The sequence below is a fragment of the Catellatospora sp. NPDC049111 genome (genome assembly GCF_040648615.1).
Taxonomy (GTDB): domain Bacteria; phylum Actinomycetota; class Actinomycetes; order Mycobacteriales; family Micromonosporaceae; genus Catellatospora; species Catellatospora aurea.
On sequence record NZ_JBEZEB010000014.1, the window covers coordinates 120,170 to 134,503 of the forward strand.

Genomic DNA, 14,334 nt, shown 5'->3' on the forward strand with positions numbered 1-14,334 from the left:
GGCGAGGGCGTGGCAGCACGCGGCCGGGCAGGAGCGCGCCGCTGCCCGACGGCACGTATGAGCTCGTTTCGGCGGTGACAGTCGGTAGTACGGGGGCGCCGCTGGTCGCGTTCGAGGGTGAGGACCACCGCAGCCGCAGGTTCGACTTCACCGATTGTCCGCTTCCTGGCTGGCACGAAGATCTCGCTGCCGCGTTGGCGGCACGGGTCGGACCGGCCGGCGGGTTGCGGACGTCATCGTCGGCGATCGCGGCATGGAATCATCTTCGATCCTTCCTGCGGTTCCTCGACGCCCGCGTGGACAAACCGGCCGTACCGGCCGATCTGGGCAAGCACCATGTCGAGGCGTTCCGCGCAGAGGAGGTCGCGCGGCTCGGCCCGGCGTACGGCGGGCGGGTCGTCGATCATGTCTGGCGGGTGTTGCGCCTTGCGCTGGTGGCCGAACGCATCGCCGCCGACGTGCTGGCCGCATTCAGGTTCCGCGTCGGTGCGGCCAGGACGCCGGCCAAATCCGGTTACACCGATGGGGAGCTTCGCCGCATCGTCGATGCTGCTCGTGCGGATGTGGCTGGGTTGCGTGAGCGGGTCCGCTCGGGCGAGAGCCTGCTGGCACGTCTTGTGATGGATGCTTCGGGCCTGTCGCCAGCGGAGCTGGACCGGGCGCGGCGGTTGGCGGCGATGGCCGAGCACGGCGTGCAACCGCTGAGGTCCTGCCGGCGGGTCGGGTTCGCCAGCCGGCAGGAGGCTGCCGAGCGTTTGTTCGTGACCCGACGCGACGTGCCTGCGATGTTGGTGCTGCTGGTGGCGGTCGCCGGGCGCAACATCGAGACGGTCAAGGAGTTGCCCGCCGAGTACCGGCTGCTTAATGACACCGCAGTCGAGCTGCAGGTTCTCAAACGTAGGCGCGGTGTCGGCAATTGGTCGCAGACGGTGACGTGGGAAATCGGACCACCGGGGCGGGAACTGCACCACCCCGGGGGCCTCTACCTGCTGCTGCACGAGCTGATGGCGCGAAGCAGGGCGCTGGCCGGCGACCCGTCGTCGTACTGGGCGTTCTGGCGCGACCGGCGTCGCACTTCAACAAGCACCGAACAAGATCATGGCAAGCCGTTCCGTGCCGCCCTGACCGCGGGCATCGAGGTCAAGGGGTGGGCGCAGGAACGCGGCCTGGTCGACGACGACGGCCAGCCGCTGCGGTTGGAGTTCAACCGGCTGCGCACGAGTATCGAAGTCCGCCGCACCCGCAAGATGGGCGGGCACCTGCCATCGGCCGCGCGTTCCAACACCGTGGCTGTGTTGTTCAGCAACTACCTGCGCGACGATCCCACGGTCCGCGACTGGGCCGCCGAGGTCACCGGCGCCGCCCTGGCGGAGGCCGAACAGGCCGCACTGGCCGCCCACCGGCGCCGCGTCGAAAGTAACGGTGCCGCCACCGTCGGGCCGCAGGCGGACGTCGCCAGCGGCGTGGGAGGTGACGGGCCGTGGTCGGCCTGTCGGGACGTGTCCTGCCACCCGGCCACGAACAAGCCCTGCCGGGCCTCCTTCCTGGACTGCTTCCACTGCGGCAACGCCATGATCACCCCCGACCGGCTGCCGAGACTGCTCTCGCTGCTTGATGCGCTCGCGCGCCGCCGCCAACATGTGTCGGAATCAGAGTGGTGGGCGCGTTACGGCCCGAGCTGGGCCGCGATCCGCCATGACATCCTGCCTCGGTTCACCCCCGCCGAGGTCGAGCTCGCCCGGCAGTCGCCACAACCTGACGCCCTGCTCGACCTGGTGGAACCTTCATGGGAGCATCCGTGACACTTCACGCGCTGTCGCGGCACAGCGCCGACGACGTGCTCGACGTTCCGGCCGACCAGTTCGTGCTGTCGGGCCGGTCGCTGAACCCGGATTGGCGGCTGGAGCAGACGTCGCGTTTCGGCGACGACGTCTGGGACCTGCGGCCTGCGTTGTTCCAGCGGCATCTCAAGGCTCGCGTCCTGGACTTCAAATCGATACCGGTCACGTACCGCCAGACGGTCAAGCATCTGTGCTTGGCCATGCTCGCCGGAGTGCTTCCGCCGGGCGAGTCGCGGCAGAACCCCTCGTCGGTCCGGCGGTTGTTCGTCGAGATCAAACGATTCGCGGTGTGGCTCGACGGTCGTCCTGCCGCGAAAAGCCGACGGCTGCGCGACCTTACCCACGCGGACTTGGCCGACTACGCCCGCTATCTGGGCACCGTGCTGCGCAGCACGGCATCACGCGAGGTCGCCGAAGTCGGAGTGCGGCTGTTCTGGCGCTACCGGACTGCGCTCAGTGACGATCACCTCATCGTTGATCCGCTCGAAGCCGACGGGTGGGGCCGTAGCAGCCGGCGACGGCTCGGGGAGAACACCACACCGCGGATCCCGGAGGAAGTGATGGGACCGCTGCTGGCCTGGAGTATGCGGTTCATCGACGACTTCGCTGCCGACATCCTGGCCGCCGGCGCCCGCTGGCTCGAGGACCAGCCGCGGCGGGGCCGCTCCCGCATTGCCCGCAACCAAGCCGGCCCGCGGCTGCGCGCCCTGCTTGATGATCACATCGCGGCCGGAAGGCCGCTGCCCGGGCGCGACGGCTGCGTCAACTACGCTCAGCTGGCGAAGGAGGTGGGATGCAGCCCCACCACCGTACGGCTGTTCGGCAACCAGTCAGCCATCGACGCGGTCGCCGCGGCAGTCGGTGTCGCCGACTACACCCATATCGGCACGCCGATCACCGGGCGGCTGGACGGCCAGGCATGGACCACGCACATCGGCCCCGACAGCGGCGATCCGTACGGGGCGGCATCGCTGGCGCTGCGGCTGCAGACCGCCTGCTACATCGCCATCGCCTACCTGTCCGGGATGCGCGACAGCGAGATCAAGCACCTGCGCCGCGGCAGCGTTCGCGCGCACCGCAACAGCGCCGGCGACACCTACCGATGGACGATCACGAGCCAGCCGTTCAAGGGCGAGACCGACCCCGCTGGAACGCAGGCCACCTGGGTGATCGGAGCAGCGGCAGCACGCGCCGTCCGGGTGCTGGAACAACTTCAGCCCGCCCACGTCGACGCTGTTCAAGTCCCTGCCCCACCGGGCACCGGCAGCCAAGCAGGACGCCCTCAACGTCGCCCGCACCAACGAGCTGCTCAACAGCTTCGTCAGCTGGGTCAACAGCTACTGCGTCCAGCGCGGCCGCTTCGACACGATCCCGCAGGTCGAAGGCGGCATCTGGAAGCTGTCGACCAGGCACGTTCCGGCGCACGCTGGCCTGGTACATCGCGCGCCAGCCCGCCGGCGCCATCGCCGGCGCGATCCAGTATCGCCATCTGAGCATCCAGATGTTCGAAGGCTACGCCGGAACAAGCGAGTCCGGCTTCCGCGCCGAGGTGGAAGCCGAGCAGGCCCTGATCCGCGGCGAACGGCTGCTGGCCATGACCTCCGACCACGAACACCGCGCGCTGGCGGGCCCGGCCGCCGACGAGGCCGCCCGCCGCCTCGACCGGTTCGCCGAACGCGCCCGTTTCCAGGGCACCGTCGTGACCGATCCACACCGCATCAAACGCCTGATGCGCCGCCACGACCCCTACATCCACCCAGGCGACTACGTGACCTGCGCGTTCAACCCGGACAGGGCGCTATGCCAGCAGCGAACCGACAGCAGCGGCACTGTGCGCCCCTCGCCCAGCACATGCCAGCCACTGGACTGCCGCAACGCGGCCCTCACCGCCGAGAACACCAACGCACTGCACAGCGAAGCAGCCCGCATGGACGCCGAACTCGCCAGCCGGCCGACGCTGCCGCCCCTGCTGCTGCACCAGCTGACCGACCGCCGCAACAGAATCGTCGCGTTTCTCGACCGCCACACCGCCACGGACCAGCCATGAGATACCGTCAACCGCTGCCCTCCGAGCAGACCGTGCGCAGCACGCTCGAACAGCTGCGAAACGAAGCCGACAAGACAGGCCGCGCCCCCAGCATCCTGGCCTTGGCACGTCGGCTCGGGCTGGCCAATACCACCTTCCGCCGCCACTTTCCCGTCCTGTGTACCGAGCTCACCGCCCATGAGCCCACGCCGGTGTTGGATGGCGAGCCAAGCAGCTACGCGAAACTGACGCGGGAAGTCGACAAACTTCGCCGCGACAACCGTGAACTCGCCGAGCACCTCGAGCTGGCGATCGCGAACATCCAGCGCCTGACCATGGAGAACCATGGACTCCGCCAAGCTCTAGAGGCCGCACGCAACGTCACTCGGCTGCCGCCGCAGCGCCGCAGCTGAGGCAACGTGCGTCCTGTTCGCCCGCGCCGGGTCTGGCGGATGCATGGTTCCCGCGTCCCTGACCCGGACAGTTCGCGGCGACGCTTGGGCAACGCGTAGGCACTCGCGGCTGCGGCGCCGACAGCCGCGGCTATCTCAGCCGAGTCGGCATCGGCACCACTGCCCGGTTGCAGCTGCCTCGCTCCGCCCGAGAACTACCGGCCTCCTTCGCCGTTTTCATGCGCATTCTTCGGCTTTAGGTAAATATGAGCCAATGCGCACGATACTCACGTTGTCGGCTGCTGTGTCGTTGCTGATGCCCGCTGGAGAGGCATTCGCGGCGGCCGAAGAGTCAGCCTCCAGACCAGCGCCGGCCGTGTTGCCGGCGAACGCCCTCCGCTCCCTGAGCCGCATCACGGCGCGAGCCGACGAGTGGCCCGGCGCGCCGGCTGATGTCCGAGAGCAAGCCAGAGGCCGGGCCGAAGTCTCCGAAAATCCGGTCAACTGGACCCCGCACATCACCGACGGCAGGGTCTGGACGATGGCCTTGATCGGCGACACCTTACTCGTCGGTGGCGACTTCAGCAGCACCGCGCACGCCCACAGCCGCGCCGCCATCCCCAGGCGCAACCTGATGGCGTTCCGGCTGTCCGACGGCAAGATCACCGATCTGCGGGTGAACATCGACGGTCCCGTGTGGGCGCTGGCCGAAGGCCCCGACGGCAGCGTGTTCATCGGCGGCGACTTCACCAACGTGAACGGGCACCGGCGCCGGTCACTGGCCCGCGTCGACGTCGCCACGGGCGAGGTATCCCCGGATCTGCGTACACCGGTCGACGGCGACGTGCGTTCCCTGGTCGTGCACGGCCGCGACCTGTATGTGGGCGGGTCGTACGACCGGATCGGCGACGTACGCCGCGGCGGCCTGGCCCGCCTCGACCTCACCGACGGCCGAGTCGACGCAGACTTCGACGCCGAGCTGGCCAAGCCGGTGCGCACCCGCCCGCGGGTCGAGTCGATGGCACTGTCTCCCGACGGCACCAGCCTGGTCGCGATCGGTAACTTCGCCCAGGCCCGCGGGCAGGAGCGCCACCAGCTGGTCATGCTGGACGTGACCGGACCGCAGGCGGCCGTCTCCGAGTGGCACACCGACTTCTACCGCACCCGCTGCGACTCACGGTTCGACTCCTACCTGCGCGGGATCGACTTCGCGCCAGACGGCAGCTACTTCGTGGTCGTCACCACAGGACACGACTCCGGCTCGCCCGAGCTGCCGTGCACGGCAGCGGCCAGGTTCGAGACGTACGGCTTCGGTGAACACCCGCCGACGTGGGTGAACCACACCGGCGGGCACTCGCTCTACGCGGTCGAGGCGACCGGATCGGCCGTCTACGTCGGCGGGCACCAGCGCTGGCAGGACAACCCGTACGGGGTCAAGCACAAGGGACCCGGTGCGGTGGACCGCCCCGGCATCGCCGCTCTCGACCCGGAGACCGGACGGGCGCTGGACTGGAACCCGACCCGCAGCCGGGGACAGGGCGTGCGGGCATTCGTGCGCTGCCCGCAGGGATTGTTGGTCGGCTCCGACACCGACGAGCTGGGCCACGAGTACCACGCTCGGATCGGCCTCTTCCCTGCCACATGACTCCAACCGAGGCGAGGAAAGTGCGGCAACAGAGGCGTCGCCCCTGACGATCTCGCGGCCAGCTGCCGCCTAGTTGATATACGGGCATGAGTGGTTACGCGACTGCGCCACCCCGGCGTGTGAGCCGCGTGGCCGCCGGGGCCATTGGCTAATATGTCCTGGTAGCAGGGTGTGTTGTGCTTTGCCTCCGCGGGACGGTGCCACGCAGTCCTGTGTCTGCGTCGTCGCTCGCGATGACGCCTTCGAAAGGCCGGGCTGGGGTTGCCCGGCCTTTCGCCGGACATGGTCATACGCTGACATCTGCGGCCTGACGATGGCAGCGCCATCCCAGCGCATTCCGTCGATCAGGATAGAGATCAGTGGGCGCGATATGCCGCCACATACGGCATCATCGACGGATGGTGATTGATTCCCCGGCGGCGGATTCGGGGCAGCCGCGCCGCAACCGCCGTCAGGCGCTGCTGCACGAGAACGCCGGTTCCCGCACCCGCACGGCGGACGATCAACAGTTCACCATTCCCGCCGCAGCAGGCCGTCGCGCGGCGACGTTCCGACTACAGCTGTTCACCGCCCCGGATCTGCGACCGGTCGCGGTGATCACCCAGCGCCAAGACGAGGGTGCCGGGCCGATCAACCACGCCGAACGCTACGTCGAGGCGATCTGGCAGCGGCACCTACCCGACGACGCGCAGCCACCGATCCTGGTCGCCCACATGCTCATGGGCAACGCCGGCGACAACAACGAGCGTGACCTCGGTTTCCGGCACATCGGATTCCGGGTCGCCGACGCGGGCGCGCACCGGGTGGCTCGGCCGCCACACTGGGGCCCGCACCTGAGCGAATCCGAGCTGGCCTACCTCGTGGGTCAGCCGGTCGACCCCACGCGGGGCAACTACACCGCGCGCCGCGCGAGCCGGAGCCCCAGCGCCGTTACGCCGAACAACTCGTGGTGCTGCTACCGCGCTCGGACCTCGACAGCCCGGCCTGCATGCCCGCGCCTACTCCGCTGCGGCGCCGGCTTTGGCGCCAGGCTGTGCCCGAGCGCGGCGGCCGGGACTGCTGTTGGTACCACCGCGGCGACTGGCACCAGGTCAGCGAGGTCGCCGTCGGCCTGCTCCGACGCGCGAGTGCTCGGGGCGTCGACCAGTCCGACCTCGGCCCGCACGCCTCCAACCTAGCCAGAGAGATCGATCTGAGCTGCTGGGAACTTGAGGCACTCGACAGCCTGTTCCTCGACCCGATCGAACCGGACCGCGAGATCACGGGCGTCGGGTACGTCAGCGGACGGCACCGCGCACAGGCCATGCTCGACGCCGGAGTGAGGCGCACCATCATGGCGATCTGGGACTTCCCACCAGGTATGTAGCTCGCCCGACAGAACCACATATGCAGCGGCCTCGCACCTCGCCGGGTGCGAGGCCGCTGTAGCTCCACGTCGCATGCGGGGTGACCGATCCTCGCCCTGGCCTCTGCGCTGAGGCCGAACGCTGTTGTGTTACCCGACGACCACGTCGATGGCCGTACACGGGTCGAGCCGGAAGCCCCGGAGTGCCAACCTAGGCCTATTTGCCGAGTTTGGGCGATATGGGTGATTGACAAACACCCGAGCGTTTATTGTTCGCATAGGGCCTCAATGAGCATATTGAGGACTTCTGTCGGTTTTCGGTATGAATGCGCTGGTCGCGCTCGCGTCCCGTCATGCCGTGTCCTCGGTGAGAGAGGGTTGTACATGCTGAAACGTCTATCTCCCGCGCGTCGGCGCTTGGCAGCGGCGACGATCTCGGCAGTGGCTGCCACCACAGCCACGATGCTCGCCGGAACGTTACTAGTGGGAACCGGGACGGCGTGGGCCGCGCTGCCCACGGTGGGTCTGGGCACGGCCACATCCTTCGCTGTGTTGGGGGGCCAGTCCGTCACCAACACCGGCAACTCGATCATCTCGGGCGACCTCGGGGTCAGCCCGGGCAGCTCGGTCACCGGCTTTCCACCCGGCCTTGTGATCAACGGCGTCCAGCACGTAACCGATGCCGTCGCGGGCCAAGCTCAGATCGACCTGACGACTGCGTACAACGATGCGGCGGGCCGTACGCCGGCCACCGTGACGGGAGTCGAACTCGGCGGACAGATCCTGCCCGAGGGGGTGTACACCAACCCGACGCTAGGTCTGACGGGCACGCTCGTGCTGGACGGGCAGGGCCGTCCCGATTCGGTGTTCATCTTCCAGGCGGGCTCAACGCTGATCACCGCACCGAACAGCACGGTCGCACTGATCAACGGCGCGCAGGCCTGCAACGTGTTCTGGCAGATCGGCAGCTCGGCAACACTGGACACCAACACCACGTTCGTCGGCACCATCATGGCCCTGACCTCGATCTCGGCTCTGAACGGCACCACCGTCCAGGGACGGCTGCTCGCCCGAAACGGCTCAGTCACCCTCATCAACAACGTGATCACGCGGCCGTTCTGCAACCTCCCGCCGACACCAACGGCCACGCCAACCGCAACACCTACCGCAACTCCCACCGCGAGCCCGACGGCATCACCAACCGCGAGCCCCACGGCATCACCAACAGCGAGCCCGACGGCATCACCAACAGCGAGCCCCACGGCATCACCAACAGCGAGCCCCACGGCATCACCAACCGCGAGCCCGACGGCATCACCTACCGCGAGCCCCACGGCATCACCAACCGCGCGGCCCACGCCAACCCGTACCGCGACACCGCGGCCTACGCCGACCAAGACCGGTAAGCCACGGCCGAGACCTACGAGCTCCGGGTATTACGGACCGCCCGACTGCGGTGGACGCGACCGCTGCTGAGCTCAGAACAACCTGAGCACTCGGCCCCCTCCGGCAAACTTGCCGCAGGGGGCCGAACGCCATCACGCGAGCTCAGTCTGATCAGGGACGCGGGACCTGGACCTTGTGCTAGAGCCCGCCGATGTCAACCGTAAAGACCGAGAAGACTCGCAAGCTGGTCAAGCGGTCAGCTGCAAGCCCTGTCCACAACGCGGCTTCCCTCCACGTTCGCCCCGCGCCGCGGGCCCCGCACCGGCAGCACGTGTTTTCCGGTAAACCGTTCCCTGCCCTGGTGCCGACAAACCTGCTGGTAGACCGCCTTCCGCCACAGCGGTGAGGTCAGCACCGGCCGTCGATGAAGACGATCCACCACGAGATCGACAACGGCGGCTACGTTTCGCCGGCCGCAGAACGGGTACGAGGTTCAACTATCTCCGCATGCAGAACCAGGGACGACTCCATCGGCTGTCGACAGGCGGGTCGGGAGGTCCGGAGGAGGTCGGACTGTGCATCAGCTGACCACACCGTTCGAACCTTGTCCGGCAGACGCTCCTGCGCTGTCATATCACTGCCCGAGCGACCTGGCACTGGTGCGGGAGTTCGTATGCGAATGCGCTCGGGATGCCGGCCTTCCTGCCGAACGACTGCCCGCGTTGCAGGTCGCGGTGAGCGAGGTGGCCACGAACACGTTGCGCCATACGTCGTCAGGGGGCAACGTGCGCGTCTGGGCCGACGGGAACGAGGTCATCAGCGAGTTCACCGACAGCGGGACCTTCGACAGTGGATTCGTCGTCTGTCCGGGTCCGACTGACGGGTGGGGCCTGCGGATCGCCGACGAGGTCTGCGACCGGTTCGATCTCTACAGCCGGCCGGGCACGACAGTCTGGCGGCTCGCGGTCAACCTCGAGCACGAGCCTCCGATCGCGGCTTGACCTGCGGCATACCATCGGGCAGCGCATCGCTCGTCAGGTGGCCGGTTGTGGCTTGGCGCCCGCGGGGTGTCCCACAGGCAAGCGCTTCTCCGAGGTCGGCGTCGAAGCAGCGGCTGTCGCCCAGTCTTGCGGCAGGTCGTCACGAACGACCGCCATCTGGTCCAACCCTGTCAGCTTGATGATCTGCTTGGTTATGCCTGGCGCCCCACACAGCGAAACCGCCGCCCCCGGCACCCGCGCGGACAGCGCGTACAGGTAGTGGACCAGAGCGGCTCCGCCGAAGGTGACACCGGCCAGGTCCACGAACAGGGTCTCGCACGTGACACCCGCCAGTTGGCGCTGCGCCAAGCGCACGTCCACGGGATCCAACAGGTCGACGTCGCCAGCTATGCACACGCACGCCACCCGGCCCTGGCCGGCACAGGTGACGGTGATGATCATCGGGTGACTCTCCACGCCATTCCCCACCTCAGGCTCGGTACGGCCTGCCGAGGTCTAGGGCAGTGACAGAGACGAACACGAACAATGTTACCCAAGTGCGGCGCGGCGGGCGCCTGCCGAATCGACGCAACACAGGTCAGCGCCTACCCAGCGCCCGAGCGGCTCAGTAGATGAGGCGGTAGGCTGTGGAGACGGCTGCGCGGTAGGCCGCCCCGGTGACCGCCCGGTCGCGGTGCAGCGCGGCACGGGCCGCGTTGGCGCCCGGGCCACCGTGCACACCCGGTCCGGGATGGGCCGAGGCACTGGCCAGGTAAAGCCGGTCGATCACCGTGTCAGCGCGGCCCAGGCCCGGTGTCGGCCGCAGCACCAGCTGCTGCGTCGGTGCGGCCGTACCGCCGCCGAGGGCACCGCCGCTCATGTTGGCGTTCTCGTTGACGAGGTCCGCCGGGCCTTGGACGTGGCGGCCCAGGACGAGTTCTCCGAATCCGGGCGCCAGCTTGTCGATCATGGCCTCGATGCGGTCGACACACGCCCGGATGCCGTCGTCGTCGCGGCCGCGACCGGCATACCGGTAGGGCAGGTGGGTGTAGGCCCAGGCGGTCTCCGTCCCGGCCGGCGACCGGGTGGGATCGGCGCGGCTCATCTGTCCCATCAGCACGAACGGCGTCGTCGGATCGTCTCCGGCGGCGACCGTGGCCGCGGTGCGCGACAGTTGCGCGGTGTCGCCGCCCAGGTGCACCGTGCCGGCGAACCGGGTCTGCGGGTTGGTCCAGGGCAGCGGCTCGCGCAGCGCCCAGTCCACTTTCACCGTGGGCCGGTCGTAGCGGAATCTGCGCAGGTCGGCCAGCAGCTGCGCGGGCAGGTGCCCGGGGCCGACCAGGTGCCGGTACAGGTACGGGGCGTCGACGTCGGCGAGCACGGCCCGCCGGGCCCGCCAAGCGCGGCCGTCGGCGCACACCACGCCCAGGGCGCGGCCGCCGCCGACGACGATCCGGTCGACGTCGGCCCGGCAGTGCAGTTCTCCGCCGTGTGCGGTGAACCGCCGCGTCATGGCGTCGGTCAGCGACTGCGCTCCGCCTTCGGGAACGGGGAAGCCATGGTGCTGGCCGAGCATGGCCAGCAGCCAGCCGTACGCGCCGGAGCCGGCGCTTTCCGGCCCGACGTCGGCGTGCAGGGCACAGCCGTAGAGCAGCAGCCGGGCGCCTTCGCCGGAGAAGGACTCCTCGGCGAGGTCCCGGATCGACAACCCCAGCTGTCGCGACGCCCGCAGACTGCCGCCGACACCGCCGCGGACCAGTAGCCGGGTGGCCGCCCGTATCGGCGGGAACGGGGTGAACATGGCCGCCACCAGATCGTCCTCCAGGGCCAGCCAGTCATGGTATGCGGCCAGCCAGCGCCTGCCGTAGACGGCCACACCCGCGTTGTTGACCCACCCGTCGATGCGGCCGAACTCCGCCTGCACGGCCACGGCCAGCCGCTCGACCGCCTCCGCGTCAGCGGTGTCGGTCGGCACCTCCAGCACCGACGCGCCCAGCATGCGACACTGGCCGCCGATCTCGGCCAGCCCGCGCTCACTACGCGCGGCGAGCACGAGCCGGGTGCCTCGCTCGGCCAGGGTCAGCGCGGTCGCCGCCCCGATCCCACTGGTCGCACCTGTTATCACGACGGTGGACTCATCGAGTGATCTCGTCAATGGCATCCACTGTGCGTACCCGTCACGGCCAGCTTCTACGCCGCCGCGACCGGACGAACGCGCGACCCGAGAGAACTGCTCACCGCGGTCAGTAGCCGACAGGCTCCCTGATGATCGGGCAGGTCATACAGTGGCCGCCGCCCCGGCCGCGGCCGAGCTCGGCGCCCGCGATGGTGACGACCTCCACCCCGGCGCCGCGTAACAGGGCATTGGTCTGGGTGTTGCGGTCATAGGTGATCACGACACCCGGCTCGACGGCCAACGCGTTGTAGCCGCCGTCCCACTGCTGGCGTTCGGAGAAGTCCGCATCACCGCAGGTGTCGACGACCCGCAGCGCGGGCAGTCCGAGCCCTTCCGCGACCACCTCCACGAACGGACGTGCCCGTTCGTCGACCACCTCCACCCCCGGCGGTTTGTCGATCGGGCGTAGCGAGAAGGTGTGCACCCCGTCCATGACGGCGGGATACAGCGTGACGATGTCCCGGTCGGCGAAGGTGAACACGGTGTCCAAGTGCATCGCGGACCTTGACTTGGGCATCGCGGCCACGATGACATGTGAGGCGGCCCCGTTGGCGAACAGCGCCGCCGCGACCTGGGTGATGGCCTGCCGCGACGTGCGCTCGCTCATGCCCGTCAGCACGACACCGTTGCCCAGCGGCATGATGTCGCCGCCTTCGAGCGACGACTGGCCCCACTGCTGTTCGGGGTCCCCCCACCACACTCGGGAGCCGGTGAAGTCAGGGTGGAACTGGTAGATCGCCTTCATCAGCAGGGTCTCGCCGTGCCGTGCCGGCCAGTACAACGGGTTGAGTGTCAGCCCGCCGTACAGCCAACAGGTGGTGTCCCGGGTGTAGAGCGTATTAGGCAGCGGTGGCATGAGGTACTCGCAGCCGCCGACGCGCTCGCGCGCCAGCACCAGATGTCCGGACAGCAGGTCGTCGGGCAGATCAGCGGCGGTCAGACCGCCGATCAGGAACCTCGCGAGCTCGCCCGGGTCCAGCGCCTCCAGGAACGCGCGGACGTCGTCGACCAGGCCCGTGCCCACCTGATTGGCGACGATCTTACGGTCGAGAAGCCACTGTCTGGCCTGGCCGATGGCGACGGTCTGGGCCAACAGCCCGTGCAGTTCCACCACCTCGATGCCGCGGCAGCGGAGCTCGTCGACGAAGTCGGCATGGTCTCGCTGCGCCTTCTCCACCCACATCACATCGTCGAACAACAGGTCTGCCGCGTTGGTGGGGGTGAGGCGGCTGTGCGCGAGCCCAGGCGCGCACACCAGCACCTTCCTCAACTTCCCCACCTCGGAGTGCACGCCGTGCGTAGACGCAGGACTCATCTCGACCTCGCTCACGCGCCGCCTCCCCCGTCCCGTTCACTGCCTCAGTGCGCCCCGTCGCCGATCGTCTCGGAAGCGAGGTAGGCCAGCACGTCGTGAATGTCACCGGTCCGGCGGTGGACCCGGCGTTGACGTTCCGCGCCGGTGCCCGCCCTGCGCAGCCGGTCCCAGCCGGTGTTGACCGTCTGCAGGTCGCCGTCCCTGGTCAGCACCGGGCCGACGAAACGCAGCAGGTCATCGACGAGCTCCCCCGCCGGCACCAGTTCCCCGGTCGTCGGGTCGACCAGGTGGCCTTCGAGCCCGTCGCGGGCGGCCCGCCAGTGCGCGGCGTTCAGCAGGCCGGTCCGCAGCCGTGGTGCCGGCACCCCGGCGCGTATGTCGTCGACGACGGTGGTCACCAGCGCCCGGACGAGCCCGGCCACCAGGACCGCGTCGTCGACCGTCGGCAGCACGTCGGCGACCCTGACCTCGACCGTGGGGTACCGGGCCGAGGGCCGGGCATACCACAGCACCATCCCCACATCCAGCATCACACCGGCCGTGATCAGCTGCTGGACGGTGCGGTCGTAATCCGCGGCGCTCGCGAAGTACGGGGAGGGGCCTAGACTCGGCCAGCGTTCCATCTGGATCGAGCGCCAGCTCGCGTAGCCGGTGTCGACGCCCGCGTGAAACGGCGAGTTCGCTCCGATGGCCTGGATGACGGGCAGCCAGGGCCTCAGGTGGTTGCAGACCTGGACGGCGAGCTCGCGGTCGGGCACGCCGACGTGGACGTGGCATCCGCACAGCGCCGGATCGAGTGCCACGGGTCCGAAGCGGTCGATGATCCGCTCGTATCGTTCGGCGGCAGGCCGGGTGATGGCCGCTTCCCGTACCGGGGTCGCCCCCACCGCCACCAGCCGGGCTCCGAGCGCCGCGCCGGCGGCGGCGGCTTGAGCACGGGAGGACGTCAGGTGCTCGCGAAGCTGTGCGAGATCCCCGCACACCGGGGTCACCATCTCGATCATGCTCTCGCGGAACTCGTGCCGGCTCTGCTCCAGTGCCTGCCCGGTCAGCCGCGCCAACACCTCGTCGGCGACGGGCAGATTACGGCCGCTCGACGTGTCGAGCAGCAGGAACTCCTCCTCGACGCCCAAGGTCAGCGGGCTGCGGTCCGCGATGGCGACCCGACGGCCGTCCCCTTTGAAACCTGGATCCATGTGCTCAGCCGCCTCTGGTGATCTGAAGACCT

At 69.0% G+C, this 14,334-nt stretch carries 12 protein-coding genes; 8 read left to right on the plus strand and 4 right to left on the minus strand.

The window, feature by feature from the left end; all coding sequences use genetic code 11:
* The first annotated feature begins 74 nt into the window (after positions 1 to 74).
* The 8 genes from AB0B66_RS21135 (at position 75) to AB0B66_RS21170 (ending at position 9,636) form a co-directional block, all read left to right on the plus strand.
* A complete protein-coding gene (locus AB0B66_RS21135; protein WP_360532223.1) occupies positions 75 to 1,802 on the plus strand; it encodes a hypothetical protein in 1,728 nt (575 codons plus the stop codon).
* Positions 1,799 to 3,334 (plus strand): hypothetical protein, encoded by a 1,536-nt coding sequence (locus AB0B66_RS21140; RefSeq protein ID WP_360532226.1) that lies wholly within the window; start codon positions 1,799 to 1,801, stop codon positions 3,332 to 3,334. Before AB0B66_RS21135 ends, AB0B66_RS21140 begins: the two co-directional genes overlap by 4 nt.
* A gap of 8 nt (positions 3,335 to 3,342) precedes the next feature.
* Positions 3,343 to 3,888 (plus strand): hypothetical protein, encoded by a 546-nt coding sequence (locus AB0B66_RS21145; protein ID WP_360532229.1) that lies wholly within the window; start codon positions 3,343 to 3,345, stop codon positions 3,886 to 3,888.
* A complete protein-coding gene (locus AB0B66_RS21150; protein WP_360532232.1) occupies positions 3,885 to 4,280 on the plus strand; it encodes a hypothetical protein in 396 nt (131 codons plus the stop codon). The genes AB0B66_RS21145 and AB0B66_RS21150 overlap by 4 nt, the downstream gene beginning before the upstream one ends.
* 520 nt (positions 4,281 to 4,800) lie before the next feature.
* The gene (locus AB0B66_RS21155) at positions 4,801 to 5,904 is read left to right on the plus strand and encodes a PKD domain containing protein (protein WP_360532235.1); all 1,104 of its coding nucleotides are present in this window, start codon (positions 4,801 to 4,803) and stop codon (positions 5,902 to 5,904) included.
* A gap of 1,033 nt (positions 5,905 to 6,937) precedes the next feature.
* Positions 6,938 to 7,270: a hypothetical protein gene (locus tag AB0B66_RS21160; protein WP_360532238.1), complete on the plus strand. Its 333-nt coding sequence runs from the start codon at positions 6,938 to 6,940 to the stop codon at positions 7,268 to 7,270.
* 420 nt (positions 7,271 to 7,690) lie between these two features.
* The gene (locus tag AB0B66_RS21165) at positions 7,691 to 8,725 is read left to right on the plus strand and encodes an ice-binding family protein (protein WP_360532241.1); all 1,035 of its coding nucleotides are present in this window, start codon (positions 7,691 to 7,693) and stop codon (positions 8,723 to 8,725) included.
* A 485-nt stretch (positions 8,726 to 9,210) separates the two neighbouring features.
* The gene (locus tag AB0B66_RS21170) at positions 9,211 to 9,636 is read left to right on the plus strand and encodes an ATP-binding protein (RefSeq protein ID WP_360532244.1); all 426 of its coding nucleotides are present in this window, start codon (positions 9,211 to 9,213) and stop codon (positions 9,634 to 9,636) included.
* 33 nt (positions 9,637 to 9,669) lie between these two features.
* Here AB0B66_RS21170 and AB0B66_RS21175 read toward each other — a convergent pair whose 3' ends face one another.
* The 4 genes from AB0B66_RS21175 to AB0B66_RS21190 all read right to left on the minus strand — a co-directional run bounded on the left by AB0B66_RS21175 (position 9,670) and on the right by AB0B66_RS21190 (position 14,302).
* Positions 9,670 to 10,077, minus strand: coding sequence for a hypothetical protein (locus AB0B66_RS21175; protein WP_360532247.1), 408 nt, complete (start codon positions 10,075 to 10,077; stop codon positions 9,670 to 9,672).
* A 163-nt stretch (positions 10,078 to 10,240) separates the two neighbouring features.
* On the minus strand, positions 10,241 to 11,770 hold the full coding sequence (locus AB0B66_RS21180; RefSeq protein WP_360532250.1) for an SDR family NAD(P)-dependent oxidoreductase: 1,530 nt from the start codon (positions 11,768 to 11,770) through the stop codon (positions 10,241 to 10,243).
* An 88-nt stretch (positions 11,771 to 11,858) separates the two neighbouring features.
* The gene (locus AB0B66_RS21185; RefSeq protein WP_360532377.1) at positions 11,859 to 13,106 is read right to left on the minus strand and encodes an arginine deiminase; all 1,248 of its coding nucleotides are present in this window, start codon (positions 13,104 to 13,106) and stop codon (positions 11,859 to 11,861) included.
* Between the two features lie 44 nt (positions 13,107 to 13,150).
* The gene (locus AB0B66_RS21190; protein WP_360532253.1) at positions 13,151 to 14,302 is read right to left on the minus strand and encodes a glutamate--cysteine ligase; all 1,152 of its coding nucleotides are present in this window, start codon (positions 14,300 to 14,302) and stop codon (positions 13,151 to 13,153) included.
* Between the last annotated feature and the right edge of the window lie 32 nt (positions 14,303 to 14,334).

Coding starts and splice junctions, on each gene's coding strand:
- AB0B66_RS21145 (WP_360532229.1), top strand. CDS start 3,343: ATGTTCGAAGGCTACGCCGGAACAAGCGAGTCCGGCTTCCGCGCCGAG.
- AB0B66_RS21150 (WP_360532232.1), top strand. CDS start 3,885: ATGAGATACCGTCAACCGCTGCCCTCCGAGCAGACCGTGCGCAGCACG.
- AB0B66_RS21155 (WP_360532235.1), top strand. CDS start 4,801: ATGGCCTTGATCGGCGACACCTTACTCGTCGGTGGCGACTTCAGCAGC.
- AB0B66_RS21175 (WP_360532247.1), bottom strand. CDS start 10,077: ATGATCATCACCGTCACCTGTGCCGGCCAGGGCCGGGTGGCGTGCGTG.
- AB0B66_RS21185 (WP_360532377.1), bottom strand. CDS start 13,106: ATGAGTCCTGCGTCTACGCACGGCGTGCACTCCGAGGTGGGGAAGTTG.
- AB0B66_RS21190 (WP_360532253.1), bottom strand. CDS start 14,302: ATGGATCCAGGTTTCAAAGGGGACGGCCGTCGGGTCGCCATCGCGGAC.